Source organism: Paenibacillus terrae, from assembly GCF_000943545.1.
In the GTDB taxonomy this organism is placed as follows: domain Bacteria; phylum Bacillota; class Bacilli; order Paenibacillales; family Paenibacillaceae; genus Paenibacillus; species Paenibacillus terrae_A.
Window position 1 is genome coordinate 47531 of record NZ_JTHP01000017.1, and the last position, 17131, is coordinate 64661.

Genomic DNA, 17131 nt, shown 5'->3' on the forward strand with positions numbered 1-17131 from the left:
TACATAAGCTAAAAAGCCGTGGCCCCTACATCATCTGTAGAGAACCACGGCTTTTGTTATTCATACGTTTATAAGTTCAAGGATTTACTGCCCGGCATCCCGATACTGCTCAGCCTTCTCACGCATCCCGGCGGCTACCGCTTCTTCGGTGTTCAGCCCCTTATCCGCCGCATAGGCGCGAATATCCTGCGTGATACGCATACTGCAAAACTTGGGACCGCACATCGAGCAAAAGTGTGCTTCCTTGGCTCCCTCTGCTGGCAGCGTCTCATCATGGTAGGACAAGGCCCGCTCAGGGTCGAGCGAAAGATTGAACTGGTCGCGCCAGCGGAATTCAAAACGTGCCTTGGACAGAGCATCGTCCCGCTGCTGCGCCCGTGGATGGCCTTTTGCCAGATCGGCAGCATGTGCCGCAATTTTGTACGTAATAACACCTTCACGAACGTCATCCTTGTTCGGCAGGCCCAAATGCTCCTTCGGCGTAACATAGCACAGCATGGACGTCCCGAACCAACCGATCATTGCCGCCCCGATAGCCGAGGTAATATGATCATAGCCGGGCGCAATATCCGTCGTGAGCGGTCCCAATGTATAAAACGGCGCTTCCTTGCAAATTTCCATTTGCAGATCCACATTCTCCTTGATTTTGTGCATCGGGACATGTCCCGGTCCTTCTATCATGACCTGAACATCATGCTTCCAGGCAATCTGCGTTAACTCGCCCAACGTATCCAGCTCAGCAAACTGTGCCTCATCATTCGCATCATAGATACTACCCGGACGCAGGCCATCCCCGAGGGAAAAGGCCACATCGTAGGCTTTCATGATTTCGCATATTTCCTCAAAATGCGTGTACAAAAAGTTCTCCTGATGGTGCGCAAGGCACCAAGCCGCCATAATCGACCCTCCACGGGACACAATTCCTGTCATTCTGCTTGCCGTCATCGGAATATACCGCAGCAGCACACCCGCATGAATGGTAAAATAGTCCACGCCCTGCTCCGCCTGCTCAATCAGCGTGTCACGATACAGCTCCCACGTTAGCGCCTCAGCTTCGCCGTTCACCTTTTCAAGCGCCTGATACAGCGGTACAGTCCCGATCGGCACAGGGGAGTTACGGATGATCCATTCACGCGTCGTATGGATGTTACGGCCTGTGGACAGGTCCATGACCGTATCCGAGCCCCAGCGTACTGCCCAGGTCATTTTCTCCACTTCCTCCTCGATGGAGGACGTAACCGCAGAATTACCAATGTTCGCATTAATCTTCACGTGAAAATGACGCCCGATCACCATCGGCTCACTTTCCGGGTGATTGATATTCGAAGGCAAAATGGCTCGTCCAGCCGCCAACTCCTGTCGAACAAACTCAGGCTCCACTCCTTCGCGGATGGCCGCAAATTCCATTTCGGGCGTAATGGTCCCTTGCCGCGCATAATGCATTTGCGTTACACTACGCCCTTGCCGCGCACGGAGCGGACGGTTGGTGACGCCGGGAAATTCAGCCGTCTCCCGTTTGGAGCCAAGCTTCAACCCGTTATCCTCCGGCTTGACGGCGCGCCCCTCGTAAGCCTCCACATCGCCCCGTTCCAGTGCCCAGGCTCGCCGTAATGGAGGCAAGCCCTCACGGATATCAACCTGATAGGCTTCGTCGGTCATGGGACCGCTCGTATCGTACACACGTAACGGCTCATGATGCTCCGTGCCCTGTGGCGTATGCGTGGAATGCAGGGCGATTTCGCGCTCCGGCACGGCAATGTCCGGCCGCGAGCCTTGAATATACACCTTGCGGCTCCCTGGAAAGGGCTTAACCCCTCCTGTCTGTTCATCCACAACGTTCCCTACTGTTCCTTCTGTTTCTGTCGGTTTCATTGTCCATTCCTCCCGTTTCGATGAAATGACACACCGATCCGGAACCATCCCCAGGCTGGCTATCTATGCAAAAAAGCCGGTTCCCCAGGGAACCGGCTAATCTAACGAAACAGCTATCCAGACAGCTATGCACGCGGAAACATACTCCGATGCGTTGCTGTAGACAGCGGCTGCGTATACATTTCAATGGCCGATTACTTCCCTACGCTGGTATGATCCAGATCAGGTGCAAAGGGTCCGGAATCTAGTGCGATTCCATCTCAGCCCGGCATTACAGGCTCCCCCAGTAACTCTGTTAATTCTATTCGTATGAGGCGGCTATATAGGACAACCCGCCATCCCCATCAGATTACTTCAAATTTGCGGCTTTGGCAACCCTTCCCTGGTCCCCTTTTCCAGAGATTATGGAAGCATAAGCCCCATTTCCTTTGCCGCCTCGATCAAAATCGGTGCAAAATCATGCAGCGTCTCGGGCGCTAGTCGGCTGACCGGACCGGATACAGATAAGGCCGCAGCGACCTGTCCCTTCCGATTCACGATAGGCGCAGCCACAGCAGCAGCGCCCGGCTCCCGCTCCTCATAGCTGGTCGCATAGCCCTTCTCACGAATATCCTGCAATTGAGCCTTATAGACCTCCGGGTCTACCGAGGGCGGCCATTCATCCCCGCTTAGCAGGGCTTCCAGCTCCTGCGGCGGCATAAAGGCCGCCAGCACCTTGCTGGAGGCTCCTACAGCCAGCGGCATGCTTGCACCTACTGGCGCAACGCGGCGGATCGCCTGATTGCTCTGCACAGCCTGAATGCGGATACGCATGCTGCCATCGCGCAGGTATAGGCTGACCGTTTCGCCCAGACGGTCACGCAATCCTTCCATCGCTGGCTGTAATAGGATCGCCGGCTCGTCGCTTTGCGACAGATGGGTGGATAGCTCCCATATCCGGATGCCGAGTCGGTATTTTTCCGTTGCGGGATTCCGAACGACAAAGCCCCGATCCTCCAGCGTGGTCAGCAGCCGATGAACGGTACTTTTATGTAAACCAATTTTGGAAGCAATCTCTGTTAGGCCCAGATCGGAATCTCCGGTAAAACACATCAGTATATCAAGCGCACGCTCCACGGCGCGAACCGTTAATTTACGGTCTTCCATTGTGAACCGCTCCTCTTTGTTCCATATTCGTTTCACACCATGAAACATGGTTACATAAATTATATAGAATAGTCGCGGCTACTGTAAACCAATGTTTTTGTGACAGCCATATTACAGAACGAGAACAAACATCGACAAATCTTTGCATCATTTTTACTTTTCCGGTTCAGCCGTTGACTTTGGATAACACGCATCATACGATAATAGGTATCTATACGGACGTAAACTATCATTTTCAAGTGGAATTGTACCTAGAATTCTATGAAACGAAGTTCATTTTTATAAAAGGAGGCTCTTACATGATTTCGACATCCCAGCGCAGCTCTCAGCTACAGCATGCTGTCCAGGAGCCGTCCACCCCACTGATCAACCCCCGGCTGCTGCGGATCAAGCATGTTGTCATTGCCTTGCTGCTGTCGGTCGTATTTTTTCTGTTGTTTTGCTTTATTACCCTGCACGCCTATATCGCATGGGTACTGACGAATCCAACCGTCGCGCCACTGTACTCGAACCCGATGCAGGCCAAAGGCATGCCCTACGAGGAAGTCAGCTTCCCCGCCAAGGACGGCAGCCGGATGGTGCAGGGCTGGTATATCCCCGCAGATCAATCGAAGAAAACGATTATTTTCAGCCACGGTTATGGGGCCAACCGCGAAGAAAGCTGGATTCCGATGTATGATCTGGCGCATTATGCCCACCGTTTGAATTTTAACGTTGTCATGTTCGATTACGGATTCGCATCACAAAATAGCAAAGCCGTCGCAACCGGAGGCAAAGCGGAATCCCAGCAGCTTCTCGGGGCGATCCAGCTTGCGAAGCAACGTGGCTCCTCGGAGATTATCGTATGGGGCTTCTCGATGGGGGCAGGAACCGCCCTTCAGGCGGGCTTGCAAACCAAAGATGTGGACGCCATGATTTTGGACAGTACCTTCCTGCTGGAGCCGGATACGCTGTACCATAACATTCATAATCAAATTGATCTGCCTCGCCATCCGTCTCTGGAAATTCTGGAGCTGCTGTTTCCGGTCTTGAACGGTACCAGCCTGCATCAGATTCCATATCAAGAGGTCAAAGCGGAAAACTATCCGTTCCCGATCATGTTCGTGCATGGGACGCAGGATGAAAAGGCTCCTTACCCGATTGCGGAAAAGCTCGCTGCCAATCAAACCAACCCGCTTTCCAGTGTATGGATTGTCAAAAACGGGTTGCATGAGCTTATTTTCAGAGAGCATCCACGTGAGTATTTGCGGCGGGTATCGACGTTTTTAAGCGGTGTACAAGAACTGCAGGACAAGAAAACTATCGCTAATACCAATAAACAAACGACTACGAAGTAACGCTTCTATTTTAGAAGCCATACTCCTTTTAATATGGAGAAGCCCGTCTGTGGACACTTAGCCCGTGCTGCAGCGAGGCTTCTTTTTTTTGCGTCCAACTATGTATTCATTGTCCCACATTACATGTCTGCGCCGGATCGGGGAGTTTATAGACATATTCCCGATGAGACGGCGAATATACTGGGTACGTATGCATCCGGGTCAGGTTCTTGGGACCAACCCGGATAGCCATAGTGGGATACGGGAGGTAAAAACGATGCTGAGTACTTACGGGTCTTTCCTGCCCTTGCGTGTGCTGGAGGAAATCCGGCATTGGAAGCAGCAGGAAAGCTGGCATGTGGAAGTAATTAAGTCCGCTACAGAGGGGCTGGAGCCTGCCTACGTGCGGCTGCTGGATGACTGGAGGACGGTATTCGAACAGACGGAACGCACCGCTATAGAGCTGCTAGAAGAGCAGCGAAGCGCCCTCGATCCGGCAGATCAGGCGTGGCATCGTCAATGGGAGCGGTCGTCGGCTGCTGCACAAGCACAAGCCAGGCAACCGGGGCAATCGAGAGAATCGGGGTCAGGATCGGCACCAGAAGAGCTACAATCGACTGAGGCAACAGCAGGAGTGACATCAGATTCACAGCCTGTCTCACAAGAGCTGAATCGTCGTCTGGACGAATTGCTGCAAACCGCAAACCGCCAGTCACAGGAGTATGTACGGCAGCTCAGTCTGCTGACCGAGCACAGCCATGCGTTACGACAGCAGCCGAAATCCACCGGAGTTGTGCTGCACGCAGCCCATGAGAGTCAGTATTTCCTGATCTCCACCAATCCCTTTCAGGAGCCCGGCTCCATTGCGCGGGCCACTGCGTTGTTTCATGTGGCGGCAGAGGGTGAGGATTACCCCGAGGATGCGCTGCGAGAGCGGCAGACAGGGCAGACAGGCGGCACGAGGTGGGAAGGACCGTGGGCGAACAAAGACAAAGGCGTCCAGTCAAGCCAGACAGAGCCTTCGGCTACGGAAAAAACTTCCCCCGGCAGACCTGTTCCTATCGGGGGACATCGTTTGCCGCCGCTCCCATATCCCTATAATGCGCTTGAACCGTACATTGATGAGAAAACGATGCGTATCCACCATGACAAGCATCATCTAAGCTATGTGAATGATTTAAACAAAGCGGAGAAAAAGCTGGAGGAAGCCCGGAAAACGGGTGATTTTGACCTTGTGAAGCATTGGGAACGCGAGCTGGCGTTTAACGGTGCAGGCCATTATCTGCACACTCTTTTCTGGACGATCATGAGTCCTCAAGGCGGTGGAACACCAAGCGGGCCGCTGGCGGAGCAGATCAAAAAGGACTTTGGCAGCTATGAGGCATTCAAGAAGCAATTCAGCTCAGCAGCTGAGAAGGTCGAGGGCGGCGGCTGGGCTATCCTGACGTGGAGTCCACGTGCAGGACGGCTTGAAATTTTGCAGGCCGAAAAGCACCAGAACCTGACTCAATGGGAGTCCATTCCGTTGCTGGCGATAGATGTATGGGAGCATGCCTATTACTTAAAGCATCAGAACGAGCGCAACAAATACATTGAGGACTGGTGGCATGTCGTGAACTGGCCTGAGGTCGAAAAGCGCTACACCCAAGCCTCGAAGCTGAGATGGCAGCCGTTCTAAGCTAAGACTCATCTGTAGCCAGGAACATACTTCCCACTACACCTGCGAATCGTATCGCTCTCTGAGCGCTCTCATTTGCTCCGTCAGTCCCTGCGGCTGCACCAGTGAGCCATCGGCAGGCAAAATCGCCGCCCGACTTTCGACTACCCGGCGCAGCGATGCCGTATACGCCTCAACAGACGGCACCCCGGCCAGCTCCGCCAGGCTGCCCATCGTTGCCGGATTCACCTGCGGATAATCCGGTTGCGCAACGCCCGGCGACGCAGCTCCGGCTGCCTCCGCATAGAACTGCTGCACCGCCTGTGCGCGCTCCGCGCCACTGCCCTCAATCATCACAAAAGCCGTGATGATATAGGCCTTGGCCTGCCGCCGCTGCGCAATGCCGCAAAACTTGCGGCCTCGGACGCTGACATCGTAATCGCCGGGACAGAAGGACCCGGCGATTTCCCCGGTCTGCGCCTCGGCGGACCACGGGGCCAGCGCATCGGCAATCAGCCCCGCCATAAGCCGAAAATCTTCATGCAGGCTGATCGCTCGCTGCGGATTCGGCAGGATCAGGGACAGGTTCAGTACCCCCCTGTCCAGCATGACGGCCGCTCCGCCCGAGGGACGCACGCATACCGAGGTTCCGGCGTTCCGCACACGCTCCATCGCCTGCGGCGCGTACGGAAGCCTGCGGTCCCGGTGGCCGATCACCAGCGCAGCCGGGTGCCGCCACAGATGCAAAACAGGCGCAGCTCCTTGCCCTACTTGCCGACAGGCCAGTTCCTCCCACGCCAGTGGAGACAAAACATCCGTCTGAGTGGTCACGAGTGGCGCTTCAAACCATTGCAGATCCGGCAAAACCGTTGTTTTGTCTGCTGACATATGTACATTCTCCATACTGTATCCTCCTTCAAAGCAGCTAACGTCCACCTATTCTCATGTTAGCAAAAAAGAGTGGCTACGCCTATGCGTAAACCACCCTTTTTTATTCATCCCATCATCGTCACGCCTGTTCGGTTAATCCTTGAGCAGCGAGAGGAACTCTGCACGCTGTGCAGCATCATCACGAAACGTTCCGCGTACCGCAGATGTTACCGTTTTGCTGCCAGGCTTTTTGACGCCTCTTGCGCACATACACAAGTGCTCGCCTTCCACGACCACCATAACCCCGTGAGCGGAGACCGCTTCATTCAAAATATCTGCGATCTGTGCCGTAATGCGCTCCTGAACCTGCAAACGGCGCGTCACAGCCTCAACCAGACGGGCAAGCTTGCTTAGTCCTACAATTTTGCCGCTGGGTACATAGCCGATATGCACTTTTCCGAAGAAAGGAGCCATATGGTGCTCACACTGGCTGTAATAGACGATGTCCTTCACAATCACAAGCTCTTCGTGATTTTCGTCGAATGTTACACCCAGCGCATCCCGGGGATCAACCTCATAACCTGCAAATATCTCCTCATACATGCGCGCTACGCGTGTCGGTGTTTCCAGCAAGCCTTCACGCTTGGGGTCCTCACCGATCAGTTGTAGAATTTGCTCCACATGATACTCGATTTTATCCCGGTTATCCGCAGCTTTGCGGTTAATATAATCTTTTACGCCAGCCACAGTAATCCTCCTCTGTGCAACCTCATGCGGCATTCGTGCTTATGTTGCTCATTATTTACGATTGCCCTGATTTTTACGCTGACCTGGCTGATTTTTGGAGAACTGCTGGTTCTTCATCATCTGCTGGGCTTTCTGCATTTGCTTCCCATTCAGGTTATAACCCATCTGCTTGGCCATCTTTTGCAGCGTCTCAGGATCGTTTTGCATCTTTTCAAGCTGTTTGCGAAGATAATAAGCACCGATGAAAAATCCCCCGACCAAACCAACAATCAGGGTAATGATCGGAATGACAATATTCCACACCACGAAGTCGTCACCTCTGTATATTTATATGAAACCTCTTGAATTATACACGAACCTATCATAGCAAAACATGGGACAGCTAGCAAATCACAATTTGCAAACGTATGTCCTCATTGCTTCTCCAAATCCAGCAGCTTCATCTTGGTTGGCAGGCCCCCGGCATACCCGACCAAGCTCCCGTTTGCACCTGATACCCGGTGACATGGAATCAGAATGGGCAACGGATTTTTGTTGTTCGCTCCGCCGACCGCACGTACCGCCTTGGCTCTGCCAATTGACTCCGCGATATCCTTGTAGGACACGCTTTGACCATACGGAATATTTTGCAGCGCACGCCATACCTGCTCCTGAAAAGGAGTACCCCTCAAATCATAGGCCACAGTGAAATCACGTCGTTTCCCGGCAAAATATTCACGCAGTTGGTCCGCAGCCTCGCGCAGCTTTTCCGGCTCCTGCACATAAACATATTCCCCGATCCATGTACGGGCCCATTGCTGGAGCAGTGCCTCCTTCGCATGAAAAATGCCAAAATCAATCCGGCATAGCCCCAGGTCCGTCGCACACAGCGTCAAAATGCCAATGGGTGTCTCCATTTCATCATAATAAATCGTAGTCGGTCCTTCTGAGACCTTTTGCTGTTCAGCCTGTTCTCGTTCCTCAAGTTTGGAATGCGCCTGCGCGACCATTTCGCGTACTTGCTCATGTTGTTCCTTCTCAGATGCTTGCTTGATCGCTGTCATTGCGTGTTTTCCTCCAATTCGGCTCAAAGCCCATGCTGCCGTACCCCGAAGCTCAGGACGCGGATCATCCAACAGAACCTCCGTCAGCTTGGGCACGGCGCTAATATCCTTGAAATTGCCGAGCGCAATAACCGCATTGCGCTGAATCGGCTTCTTTCCTCGCCAGGCTGCCGCACTTTGACCAAATCTCTCTTTGAATTCACGATTGCTCAAATCCAGTAACGGCAGCAGCAATGGCTTCACAATCTCAGGATCAGGTGTAAGCTCAGGATGATGATCCCAGTTGAGGCCCCGATTTTTCGGGCATACGATTTGGCAGGTATCACATCCGTACAACCGATTCCCGATTTTCAGCATAAATTCCTCATCCAGAAAGCCTTTCGTTTGCGTCAAAAAGGACACACACCGCTGGGCATTGAGCTGCCCCGGCCCGACAAGCGCGCCCGTAGGGCACGCATCCAAGCATTTGGTACACTCCCCACAACCGTCCGTAACCGGCTCATCTGGCTGAAAAGGGATATTCGTCAGCAGCTCACCGAGATAAATCCATGACCCCAGTGTCGGTGAAATCATCATCGTGTTTTTTCCGCTAAACCCAATACCCGCCCGTTCCGCAACAGCCCGATCTGATAGCTCCCCGGTATCCACCATGTTTTTCATAATCGCGTCGGGAACCCGTTCACCTATAAAAGCCTCCAGCTTTTCCATTGCCTCGCGCAGCACCAAGTGGTAGTCCTTACCCCAGGCGGAACGTGCCAAAATACCACGGTACTTGCCTTTGTCCGACTTCGGCGGGTCCTTCATTTTGGAAGGATAAGCCACCGCAATGGCAATCAGGGATGCAGGCTGCGAACCGTACAGCTCCGGGTAGATCCGTTTATCAATGTCCGGCTCCTCAAAACCCGATTCATAGCCTTTGACGCGATGCTCTTCCAATATTGCTTTCAGAGACAGAAAGGGATCGGCGGATGCGAACCCGATGGAGTCGATGCCCAGTCCCGGAGCGGCTTCGATAATCTCCTGCTTGAGCGAGGCCCAAGTCAAAGCGGTTCCGGCAGCCGTTGGTGTCTGTCCGCGTTGCATCCGATACTCACCTCTCTTTCATATCACTTATATGAGGATTTTTGCAAAATCCTCATATCTCAAATTTCAACAGAATAGTTCAGCAGATGCTACCGTAAATTTTTAACAGCGCTGGTCGCCAGAAAATCACAGTGATTATTCAGCTCGTTGTCACTGTGACCCTTGACCTTCACATACTCTACCTCATGCTTGCTCATCAGTTCCCACAGTTCTTCCCATAACTCCTTGTTTTCAACTGGCTGATTTTTACTGTTACGCCAGCCGTTACGAAGCCAATTCTTAATCCAGCCCTGTTTGAAGCAGTTTACGACATAGGCGGAGTCACTGTGTACCTTTACATGGCAAGGCTCCTTGAGCAGCTTAAGCGCTTCAATGACAGCCTTGATCTCCATGCGATTGTTTGTCGTCATTTTTTCTGCCCCGGACAACTCCTTGCGATGCTCTCCATATAGCAAAACGACGCCCCAGCCCCCAGGTCCGGGATTGCCCGAACAAGCGCCGTCGGTATATACCATCACTTCTTTCATATTTCTCTTCCTTTCCTGATCGGTAACCGCCTGCTCCGTCATGATCCTGACGATTTGCACACGTTCCCCATTAATTTTCAGCATACAGACTATGGCTACTCTACAGCCACTTCCACTCGGATAACGGCCAAAATACAAGCTCCGCACGCCCCAGCAAATCCTGAGATTTGATGCTTCCAAAATATCGGCTGTCCTTGCTGCCCGCGGCGTGTCGGTTATCACCCATGACAAAAAAGTGCCCCGGCTCCACTGTAAAAGGACCGTAATCACCGTCCTCAATCTCCGAGTCGGTGTAAGGCTCGTTTTGCAGCTCGCCGTTCACATATAGATGATTATGCTCAACCCGGATTACATCCCCGGGGGTACCTATTACTCTTTTCACTAAAAATCTCGGGCTGGACGGCTTGGAGTCGGGATCTTGTAATATCACGATATCCCCCCTGCCCGGATCATGAAAATTGTAAATCAGCTTGTTAACGAACAAGTGCTGGCTTTCCATAAGTGTCGGCTGCATGGAATGTCCCCTGACCGTAGACAAATTAAACACGAACAGGCTCAGCAGCAGCAAGACGGTCATCGCAATCAGAAGAGTCACCAACCAATCGCGTATATATCCCCCACGACCTACAGGTTTGGACGTTTCCGGCGAGGGAAGCGGACCTGACGAAGGAGCCAAAGCGTCCATAAAAAACCTCCTCAACCCTGTTATAAATAGAAAAGCATATCCCGTACCCGATTGCAACGGTTACTCAGATATGCTCTAAATGGAAATATTAGCTTTAAAAATATTCGATTCTCTTTATATCCATTGCCGATTAATGAGGAGCTAAAATGCTGAGCTTCTGAAAAGTCTGTAAAATCTGACTTGCCCCGTAGCCCATCGCTTCATATAAAGGCATGGCCGCGCTGTTATGCTTGTCTCCGGCTACCCAGATGCGGCTAACCTTACGTTGCTGAAAACGCTGCTCCATGGACTCTACAAGCGATTTGCCAATTCCCATCCGACGATGGTCCGGGTGAATAGCAATACGATAATAACAACCATGATTCTGATCAATCGTGCCGATTAGAGCGCCAACCAGCTCTTCATCCTCTTCCGCAACGACGATCAAGCCGGAATCCCACGAAAGTTGACGGGCAAAAGCACCCACCGTCTCTTTGTAGCACTCCTCAGACAAGGCAATCTGCATGAGTTCCATTACTGGATTCACATCACTCAATTGAAAGGAACGAACGTGCATAAGTAATATCTCCCTTTTCGTAAGCTTAATAAAACAAATTGAGACAGCACCATCATTTTTTACATAAATCCTTAAAGTTCTTAGCACGGTGTTAATCACAAGGCATTATGATAAAAATGCATACGATCTGCTATATATGAATTGAAGAACAGGAAAAGGGTTTATTCCCTCAAATTCGTCATATTCGCGGACATGACGAGATATAGCAGACGACAAAAAAACCGAAATTTCTGCTTCCTTGACCATTAAACCACACTTTTAGATGGAATACATCCCTTTTTCTCATGTAAGCGCTGTATATGAAACGTTTACATTTTTGAGCTGCATAATTTTCCTCTTATTACCTATACACATGTATTCGAAGCGGGTTTTTGGACATGATAGCTACTAGGTCGTATTGCCCAGTTTGCTATTTTACAAACAAAAATGTTGATAAAATAGTCTGAATGCGGTTTAATATAACTGTAGAGGGTATTATTACATAGGAATACCTTACCCAAACCATATAATCAGGAGGGATTTTACAATGGCATTTCAATTACCAGAACTTCCTTACGCGAAAGACGCACTGGAGCCGCACATTGATGCGCTGACAGTAGAAATTCACCATGATCGTCACCATAACACATATGTAACAAACCTGAACGCAGCTCTGGAAAGCGCTCCTGAACTGCAAAACAAAAGCCTGGAGGATCTGATCTCCAATCTGGACAGCGTTCCTGAAAGCATCCGCACTGCGGTTCGCAATAACGGTGGCGGACACCACAACCACAGCCTGTTCTGGGAAGTTATTGGCCCTAACGGCGGCGGACAACCAACTGGCGCTATTGCTGAAGCAATCAGCAACGAGCTGGGCGGCTATGACAAATTCAAAGAAGATTTTACAAAAGCAGCTACAACACGCTTTGGTAGCGGTTGGGCTTGGCTGGTTGTCGGCAAAGACGGCAAACTGGCAATCACCAGCACTCCTAACCAAGACAGCCCACTCTCCGAAGGTCTGACCCCGGTACTTGGACTGGACGTTTGGGAGCATGCTTACTACCTGAAATATCAAAACAAACGCCCGGATTACATTGCAGCATTCTACAATGTTATCAACTGGGATGAAGTGAACAAACGTTACGCAGCAGCGAAAAAATAAGCTGGTAACAACATCACTACCCTATAATAAAGGCTGTCTCCAAAGTAGAATTTCTACGAGTGAGACAGCCTTGTTTCAATTTAAAAGAATGGACAAAAGCCCCTCCATTTAGCCTAACTGGAACCGCCAGAATGAAGCTGAAAAAGGTTTGGCATTCCATGGTAAGATGATAACAACGATTTTCAAATACAACGCTGGAGGTTCATGGATGCAGACTTTTTTTCGTTACAACTGGATGATTCGGGAACAATGGTACCGCTGGTGTGAAGAGGTGCCGCAGGAGGAACTTCTGAAAGAACGCGTCGGCGGGGTTGGCGGCATTCTGAATACGTTGTTTCATGTCGTCGATGTTGAGTGGAGCTGGGTTCAAACGATTCAGGGCAAACCCGACTTTCAGGAGGACTTCTCGCGGTATGATACGCTGGACAAGGTCCGCGAGCTGGATGCGAAGTTTCGAGTCGATGTCGAGCCGTTCGTGCTCTCCTGGCATGAAGGTCTGGAACGAAAAAGGTTTGAAGGTCACCTCCCGGACGGCAGGATTGTGATTTATGCCTGGGGCGAGGTGATGCGCCATGTCATTGCTCACCAAATCCACCATATTGGGCAGTTGTCCATATGGTCCCGGGAGCTCGGCAAGCCTCCGGTTTCGGCCAATGTAATCGGCAAAGGGCTGATTGAGAGTGATCGTGGTGTTGATTAGCTTTAACGGCGTAAATGTATATCCATGTGAACACGGGGCCGTCCTCAGTAGTTTTTAACTGCTGAGGACGGACTCTTTTACTTTCTGGATATGTTTCACATTAGATAAGAACTGCTTGCCGCTGCACACTCATCTGATACTGCTTGGGCGTAATGCCATACTTCTTTTTAAAAAGACCGATAAAATAGGAGACGCTCTCATAATTTAAATCAAAAGCGACTTCCGTCACGTTCCGGTGCTGGAGCCATTGCTTGGCAAGCTGCATTTTTTGATTCGTTATATAGTCAAGCGGGGTTAATCCTGTTATTTTTTTAAACTGATTCGTGAAATTCGCATGTGACATATTATAGTTATCCGCCAAATCCTTCACATGCCTAATGCCAGGCAACTGCTCCTGAATATCCCGGATCGCTCGAAACACAGGATGCCGATGATTCGTAAGCAGATTCTGCTCAAGCACCTGCATCTGTAGCAGATGATAGGCCATTTCCTGAGCGCTCAGATCAATCAGGAAATTTTTTCTTTCAGCGGGATGTGTCATATATTGCTTGATCCGCTCCATCGATGCGGTAAGTGAGTCCGCCTTTTCGTTCAGCTCGCAGCGAACCACCGCATGGGTCGGGCAACTCTCCGGGACCTGAAATTCCTCCTCTACCACGTTCCTTAACCGTTCCATCAACTGATCGCTTAATTCAAAGACCAGTGCCTTGGTGTGTTCTTTGATTTTCATTTCAACGCTGGACTGTGGAGGAAGCAGGATAATCTCCTGAGAATCGTATTCAAACTGCTCCGTTTCATTAATTTTGACTTCTTTTCTCCCCTCCAAAATCGTACACAGCTTCGGGCATTCATATGAAGCATATTTCTCGTAATAATTTTCCGGGAGATCATAATACAAAATTCTGATCAGATCGGTTTCATATCCATATTGCAGTTCGCTATAACGATTAAAGTCGCCTAAAGTCTTGGAATGTTCCATCCGTTTCACCCTTCAGCAGTTTGCATAATTCGATTCCAGTCGCTCATGGATACAATTTATAGACGGACAGAATCATTCCGATCTTTATATTGCTGATTGAAGGCCGCTCCCTGGATTTATGCAAAATGCTCCCTTTTAAAAATCACGATATTTTATAATAAAATGCGTTAGTTCCCGCCAATATAGGGCAGTATGATAAGGATATAAGGATGGTTGCAAGATCCTTTAATTCCATCATTATACCTTGATTTACCTCAAAATAATAACAAAGGTGGATGCATATTTATGACGGGAACTTCCAAATTCATGATGCCGGGTATGAGTCTTATGGGCTCAGGCGCACTGGCGGATGCAGGTACAGAAATCGGAAAATTGAGCTTTAAAAATGCATTGATCGTAACCGATAAGCCTTTAGTTGATATTGGAATTGTGAAAAAAGTAACAACCATGTTGGACAGTCATAACGTAAAATCCGTCGTATACAGCGGCACGCAGCCGAACCCCACGGTTTCCAATGTCAACGAGGGCTTGGCGCTGCTTAAACAATCCGGGTGTGATTTTATTATTTCGCTCGGAGGCGGGTCACCGCATGACTGTGCGAAGGGAATCGCGCTTTTGGCCTCCAACGGCGGACAGATCGGCGACTACGAAGGCGTGGATAAATCCGCGAAGCCTTCCTTCCCACTGATTGCCATTAACACCACGGCAGGAACAGCTAGTGAAATGACCATGTTTTGTATTATTACGGATGAAGAGCGTCATATCAAAATGGCGATTGTCGACAAGCACACGACACCACTCATTGCCGTCAATGATCCTGATCTGATGATGGCTATGCCCAAGTCATTAACTGCCGCAACAGGGATGGATGCGCTCACTCACTCTATTGAAGCTTATGTTTCCACAAATGCCACACCGATCACAGATGCTTGCGCGCTTAAAGCAATTGAGCTGATTCGGGATCATCTGGTCAAAGCCGTCGATGACGGAAACGATGTGGAAGCCCGTAGCCAAATGGCCTACGCCGAGTTCCTCGCAGGGATGGCGTTCAATAACGCCGGATTAGGCTTTGTTCACGCCATGGCGCATCAACTGGGTGGCTTCTGCCGCATGGGGTCTGTAACGCCATTTTGCTGCCGCATGTAGAGCGCTATAATGCCAAGGCTTCCGCCGAACGACTCACCGACATTGCCCGTACACTTGGCGAAAAAACGGATGGTGTTACACCGGAGCAAGGTGCCAACCTCGCCCTGCACGCTATCGAAAAGCTGGCTAAACGGGTCAACATCCCTTCCGGGCTGGAAGAACTCGGCGTCAAGCGTGAAGACTTCACTGTTCTCGCCGCCAACGCACTCAAAGATGCCTGCGGTGTAACCAATCCGATCCAGCCTACACAGCAGGAAGTGATCGACATTTTTGAACAGGCGATGTAGATAAACCCTTCGCTGCGCACTCAGCTACGACTATGGATAGGTATTGCCTATACGTATCGTTATTTAAATGAGATGTCGGGCTTAATAAAAAAAGAACAAAAAAAAAAGCTGCCGGGACTTCTCCCGACAGCTTGGGGACCTACACCAAGGTCCCTTTTTGCTTTGCAAAATATTCGGTGATCAGATCGAGGAACACCTTGGGAAACGCCAAGGTGTCCATATCGGCCTCGCTGATCCAGCGGTACCCCGCCGGCGGCGCCGTGCGCTCCTCCTGCTCCGCCAGCGCGAGCAACGCACCCGGCTTCGCACCGCCGGTGCTGTAGCCTGCCCGCTGCTCGGCAGCCAGCGACTGTCCGCCCGCCTCTCCGACAGGGCTGGCGACCTCTTCACACTGGAACACACGCAGGTTCCAGTGAATGTGACTGAACGTGTGCTCCGCCTCACGTACGAACCGCACCGGACGGGCGAGCACGCCCTCCGCCAGCAAATGAGCCGCCAGGTGATCCATGGCTGGCTCATCCGGCACCGGGCCGTTGTAGCCCTCCGGCCCGACAAGCTCGTGCGGCAGCTCCCACATGCGGGCCAACAGGCCCTTGGCCGGGCGCTGACGCACGAGCAGGCGGCCTGCATTCGCGCCGCTGCCCTCGATGAGGGCGACGGAACGCGGCTCCAGCCGCGGCGGCTTCGCCTTCGTCTTGACCGGCAGCGTCTCCTCGCGGCCTGCCAATCGGCCCGAGCAATGCTCCATGACCGGGCAGGTCAGGCACTGGGGCGACTTCGGCGTGCAGACCAGCGCACCCAGCTCCATCAGTGCCTGATTGAAGTCGGAGGCTCTCCCTTCGGGGATCAACTCCCTTACCAGACTTTCCATATGCGCTCGCGTGCTGCCCTTCATAATATCCTCTTCAATCAGGAAATAGCGCGACAGCACTCGCATCACATTACCGTCCACAGCAGGCTCCGGCCGATTGAAGGCGATGCTCATAATCGCTCCCGTCGTATATGGACCTACGCCTTTCAGAGCGGCGACAGCTTGCGTATCATCCGGCACCTCTCCGCCGTGAAGCTCAACCACTTGTTTCGCCGCCGTTTGCAAATTCCGGGCTCGGGAATAATATCCCAGCCCTTCCCACAGCTTAAGCACATCCTCCTCAGGTGCTTCCGCCAGCGCCTCAATCGTAGGAAAGCGTGCAATAAAGCGGTTAAAATACGGAATCACCGTATCCACACGCGTCTGCTGAAGCATAATTTCCGAGATCCAGATGTAAAAAGGATTCCTATGGCGGCGCCACGGCAAATCCCGCTTGCTTCGTGTATACCAATTTAGCAGCTCGAAGCTGAAATAACGTTTTTGTTCCAATGTATGGGTAGTCATC

Annotated in this window: 15 protein-coding genes, 1 pseudogene and 1 riboswitch; of the genes and pseudogenes, 5 read left to right on the forward strand and 11 right to left on the reverse strand. The window is 51.4% G+C overall.

The genetic code is table 11. From position 1 onward, the window contains the following. Positions 1-84: 84 nt before the first annotated feature. Complete coding sequence (thiC, locus tag QD47_RS10710; RefSeq protein ID WP_044646112.1) at positions 85-1872, reverse strand: phosphomethylpyrimidine synthase ThiC; 1788 nt, start codon at positions 1870-1872, stop codon at positions 85-87. 182 nt (positions 1873-2054) lie between these two features. Further along, positions 2055-2167, reverse strand: a riboswitch (TPP riboswitch). 107 nt (positions 2168-2274) lie between these two features. Beyond that, entirely contained in the window at positions 2275-3018 is a 744-nt protein-coding gene (locus tag QD47_RS10715) for an IclR family transcriptional regulator (protein WP_044646113.1), read from the reverse strand. A 299-nt stretch (positions 3019-3317) separates the two neighbouring features. Here QD47_RS10715 and QD47_RS10720 point away from each other — a divergent pair, with 299 nt between their 5' ends. Both QD47_RS10720 and QD47_RS10725 read left to right on the forward strand, forming a co-directional pair. After that, positions 3318-4355 (forward strand): alpha/beta hydrolase, encoded by a 1038-nt coding sequence (locus QD47_RS10720; protein ID WP_044646114.1) that lies wholly within the window; start codon positions 3318-3320, stop codon positions 4353-4355. 256 nt (positions 4356-4611) lie between these two features. Further along, positions 4612-6012, forward strand: a complete 1401-nt coding sequence (locus QD47_RS10725) for a Fe-Mn family superoxide dismutase (RefSeq protein WP_044646115.1) — start codon at positions 4612-4614, stop codon at positions 6010-6012. A gap of 36 nt (positions 6013-6048) precedes the next feature. Here QD47_RS10725 and QD47_RS10730 read toward each other — a convergent pair whose 3' ends face one another. The 7 genes from QD47_RS10730 to QD47_RS10760 form a co-directional block, all read right to left on the reverse strand. Next, entirely contained in the window at positions 6049-6894 is an 846-nt protein-coding gene (locus QD47_RS10730; protein WP_044646116.1) for a lipoate--protein ligase family protein, read from the reverse strand. Between the two features lie 120 nt (positions 6895-7014). Beyond that, positions 7015-7608, reverse strand: a complete 594-nt coding sequence (folE, locus tag QD47_RS10735) for a GTP cyclohydrolase I FolE (protein WP_044646117.1) — start codon at positions 7606-7608, stop codon at positions 7015-7017. Positions 7609-7659: 51 nt separating this feature from the next. Then, complete coding sequence (locus QD47_RS10740; protein ID WP_044646118.1) at positions 7660-7914, reverse strand: YneF family protein; 255 nt, start codon at positions 7912-7914, stop codon at positions 7660-7662. Positions 7915-8021: 107 nt separating this feature from the next. Beyond that, positions 8022-9734, reverse strand: coding sequence for a tRNA epoxyqueuosine(34) reductase QueG (queG, locus tag QD47_RS10745; protein ID WP_044646119.1), 1713 nt, complete (start codon positions 9732-9734; stop codon positions 8022-8024). An 89-nt stretch (positions 9735-9823) separates the two neighbouring features. After that, on the reverse strand, positions 9824-10261 hold the full coding sequence (gene rnhA / locus QD47_RS10750; protein ID WP_025681918.1) for a ribonuclease HI: 438 nt from the start codon (positions 10259-10261) through the stop codon (positions 9824-9826). Positions 10262-10361: 100 nt separating this feature from the next. Continuing rightward, positions 10362-10946: a signal peptidase I gene (gene lepB / locus QD47_RS10755; protein WP_044646120.1), complete on the reverse strand. Its 585-nt coding sequence runs from the start codon at positions 10944-10946 to the stop codon at positions 10362-10364. Positions 10947-11076: 130 nt separating this feature from the next. Continuing rightward, a complete protein-coding gene (locus QD47_RS10760) occupies positions 11077-11502 on the reverse strand; it encodes a GNAT family N-acetyltransferase (RefSeq protein ID WP_014279774.1) in 426 nt (141 codons plus the stop codon). Positions 11503-12028: 526 nt separating this feature from the next. On the opposite strand from QD47_RS10760, the gene QD47_RS10765 reads away from it, so the two are divergent. Together QD47_RS10765 and QD47_RS10770 are read left to right on the forward strand one after the other, a co-directional pair. Then, positions 12029-12643 carry a superoxide dismutase gene (locus QD47_RS10765; RefSeq protein WP_044646121.1) on the forward strand — a complete coding sequence of 205 codons (615 nt, stop codon included), beginning with the start codon at positions 12029-12031 and terminating at the stop codon, positions 12641-12643. 208 nt (positions 12644-12851) lie between these two features. Beyond that, entirely contained in the window at positions 12852-13343 is a 492-nt protein-coding gene (locus tag QD47_RS10770; protein ID WP_044646122.1) for a DinB family protein, read from the forward strand. A 100-nt stretch (positions 13344-13443) separates the two neighbouring features. Here the strand turns inward: QD47_RS10770 and QD47_RS10775 are convergent, their stop codons facing one another. Next, entirely contained in the window at positions 13444-14322 is an 879-nt protein-coding gene (locus QD47_RS10775) for an AraC family transcriptional regulator (RefSeq protein ID WP_044646123.1), read from the reverse strand. A 285-nt stretch (positions 14323-14607) separates the two neighbouring features. Here QD47_RS10775 and QD47_RS10780 point away from each other — a divergent pair. Continuing rightward, a pseudogene (locus tag QD47_RS10780) lies at positions 14608-15755 on the forward strand (iron-containing alcohol dehydrogenase). Positions 15756-15894: 139 nt separating this feature from the next. On the opposite strand, the gene mutY reads toward QD47_RS10780, so the two are convergent. Beyond that, positions 15895-17130, reverse strand: a complete 1236-nt coding sequence (gene mutY, locus QD47_RS10785) for an A/G-specific adenine glycosylase (protein ID WP_044646124.1) — start codon at positions 17128-17130, stop codon at positions 15895-15897. Position 17131: the final 1 nt, after the last annotated feature.